Origin of the sequence: Alteromonas sp. 14N.309.X.WAT.G.H12 (assembly GCF_036697315.1) — a bacterium.
Classification (GTDB): domain Bacteria; phylum Pseudomonadota; class Gammaproteobacteria; order Enterobacterales; family Alteromonadaceae; genus Alteromonas.
On sequence record NZ_JBAHZB010000193.1, the window covers coordinates 1 to 3,069 of the forward strand.

The following is a 3,069-nucleotide window of genomic DNA, read 5'->3' on the forward strand; positions in this document are numbered from 1 at the left end:
TAGCGCTCAATTTTTAGACGGGTAATGCAACGTCTCGATCAAGACCTAAATTGCAGGACTTATTCGCAGTTTCCCTAGCCAGATCTTACAGTCGCTTAAAGGGAGAAGCATAATATGGGACATATCAGTATCACATTTTTTTAATTAAAACCTAATGGTTCAGGATACAAAAAACTAGGAAGGTAGATGTCAAATTATTTTACAATTTTATTGACCCTGGTTACAATAGTAAGTGGTTTAATCTGGCTGGTTGATTCCCTCTTCCTTGCCCCTAAACGTAAAGAAAAACTATTGACAACTCATCGGGTTGCTAAAGTGGCCGATGAGCCTTATCTGGTTGATACCGCCAAACAATTATTCCCAATCATTACATTTGTATTAATTCTCCGCTCGTTTATATTTGAACCTTTTCAGATTCCTTCTGGCTCAATGATACCAACCCTACTGGTGGGGGATTTTATCTTAGTGGAGAAATTTGCTTATGGCTTAAGAGATCCTGTTTGGCGTAGCAAAATTATAAATACAGGTGAACCAAAACGTGGAGATGTAGCAGTATTTAAGTATCCGTTAGATCCAAGCATAGACTACATTAAACGCATTGTAGGCTTGCCTGGAGATACAGTTGTCTACAGTAATAAAAAGATATTTCTTAAACCAGCCTGTCACGATAAAGATAAATGTGAGCCTATGAAACGGGTAAGTGAGAAATTTGTCAATCGCGGGAAGTTTTACCAAGGCGACTATCCACTTGAGCTTTTCAATGAGCAACTTGGCAACGTTTACCACTATATTCTTATCAATCCATCACAGCAGATTAATTCCGGAATGTTCTTCTCGCAGGAAGGAACTGAACAAAATGAGTGGGTTGTTCCGCCAGGTCAGTATTTTGCCATGGGAGACAACCGTGATAATAGTTCAGACAGCCGTTATTGGGGCTTTGTACCAGAAGAAAACCTCGTTGGTAAAGCCGTGGCCATTTGGATAAGCTTTGAATTTAGCAGAAATTCATATAGTTGGCTACCAGGCTGGATCCCAACTGGAATCCGATTTGAGCGTTTCGGTAGCATAAAATAATAAATAACCTGTTTACACCAAGACAAGGGAAGGGAAGAGTATTGATTTGGTCGTTTTGCATACCTTGCTGTATTAACCGAAGGTTTAACTTGGATCACAATTGGATGTGGATTTTTCTCAATGACATGCAGCAATATCGAGCTAATCTGTTAACGATAAAAGTTAGTAGAGGTCTTTTTATAGCCTTTTTGCTTGTGATATTGATGCCTCGAGACGTGAAAAGTTTCTTTCACTTGTTGATCAATTCTTCTAATGCACTGTTAGCTACGTCACAGCTATCATCGTTGATATCGATTCTAGCTTTCAACGTAATACTGCTATTCAGCTATTTGATTCAAGCTAAAATTCTGCCTGTTGCATACAATACAAATTATATCGCCAGTATTTTTGATGGTTTGTCAGTGTTTATTTCAAGAGCAATATTTTTTCTCGTTACCAACTGGTTTATTCTTGCGTGGATTTTGGCAGGAGTGATGCTTTCACCCAACATAGTTAATATTTTTATTATTCTAAAAATTATATTCATTGCCTTAAATATCTCTTTTATTTTATCATTAATGCATGAAAGAAAATATTTTTTGTTACCGATATTTTTTGTTCAGCTAATTATATATTCCTATTTAAGCGAAGCGGTTGTTATTTCTATCACAAATACTGCTATATTGATCTTCTTGCATTCTCGAATATATAGACGGGGCGCCCATCAATTTAAGATCTTAAATTTCTTTAATAGTTACTTTACGCTTAGTAAGTATCCATATTTTATCGGTGGCCATCAAACATTACGAGTTGGCATTTTGCTAAGAGGGAATTTTTTCTCGTCAATAGGTATAGGATTCACGTTAATATTTTTCTATGAGATTTTTTATCATTCACTGCTATCATTAGAAGGAGAAAACACAAAAATAATATGGATGTATACCTTATTCACACTCTATCCATTATCATATGTATATGCGAAGCTAAGCTTCGAAAGAAATAAAATAGGATGTTTTTTAGCCTCTATATCACCACGTTCAACTGAGGTTATTCATGATTTTGTCTTTATTTCTATTGTCTTTGAAATCGTCCAGATTCTATCCATTTATTCCTTTCCAATAACACACAAATGGCTGTCTAGCTTATTTTTCATTATAGTCCCATTACCTGTATTAGCACTTTCTTGCTTTCTACTTACTATTAATAGCCGAAATCGGAAAATACTCCATTTTCTATTTTTATCCTTGATAGCGTGGTTTATTTTATGGATCTTCTAGAAGTTAGCAACATTTCCGTCACCTTTGGCAGGAAAAAAGTTTTTGAAAATTTTTGTTATATATTCCGTCCTGGAGTGACGCTGGTGACAGGTCAAAATGGCGTAGGAAAATCTACGCTGTTGTCTATAGTAAGCACGACAACATCCCCGGACGAAGGTGAGGTAAATTACCAAGTGGGTGGTATCAAAAAACCGTTCAATATTATTAAAGATGGTATTTTCATTCCCGACAAGCCAGACTTTTATAACTTTATGACCATTAGAGAGTTTTATAAGTTAATAAAAAAAATCAAAAAAGTATCGTTCGACTTCTATGAAACCGAGATCTTTCAAGAGTTTAGCTTGAAAAAGCACCTTGATACTCCGCTACGTGCGATATCGTTTGGCACCAAAAAGAAGATTTTCTTATTAGTTGCTTTAACAGTTGATTCTCCAGTGATTATTCTAGACGAGCCGACCAATGGTTTAGATGCTGAAAGCCACGAAGTATTAATAAAACACTTAAATATGAATCGTCAATCAGGCCATATTATTATTATGTCAAGTCACGATACGAATTTCACGAAAAATTTTAATGATGAACTAATCAACCTTTAATATTTCAGAAAAGCAATAAACCCTACAACCGGAGAGATATGTCAGATGGCATTAAGAGTCGTCATATTAGGGAAACTGCGAATAAGTCCTGCAATTTAGGTCTTGATCGAGACGTTGCATTACCCGTCTAAAAATTGAGCGCT

General features: G+C 35.8%; 2 protein-coding genes. Both read left to right on the plus strand.

Going from position 1 to position 3,069, the window contains the following annotated elements; all coding sequences use genetic code 11:
- Window positions 1-186 precede the first annotated feature (186 nt).
- Window positions 187-1,074, plus strand: a complete 888-nt coding sequence (gene lepB / locus V5298_RS20270) for a signal peptidase I (protein WP_332933227.1) — start codon at window positions 187-189, stop codon at window positions 1,072-1,074.
- A gap of 1,243 nt (window positions 1,075-2,317) precedes the next feature.
- Window positions 2,318-2,926: an ABC transporter ATP-binding protein gene (locus V5298_RS20275; RefSeq protein WP_332933228.1), complete on the plus strand. Its 609-nt coding sequence runs from the start codon at window positions 2,318-2,320 to the stop codon at window positions 2,924-2,926.
- Window positions 2,927-3,069: the final 143 nt, after the last annotated feature.

What these genes read in the sequence shown, in the direction of transcription:
- lepB (WP_332933227.1), top strand. Translation starts at nt 187, where the DNA reads ATGTCAAATTATTTTACAATTTTATTGACCCTGGTTACAATAGTAAGT.
- V5298_RS20275 (WP_332933228.1), top strand. Translation starts at nt 2,318, where the DNA reads ATGGATCTTCTAGAAGTTAGCAACATTTCCGTCACCTTTGGCAGGAAA.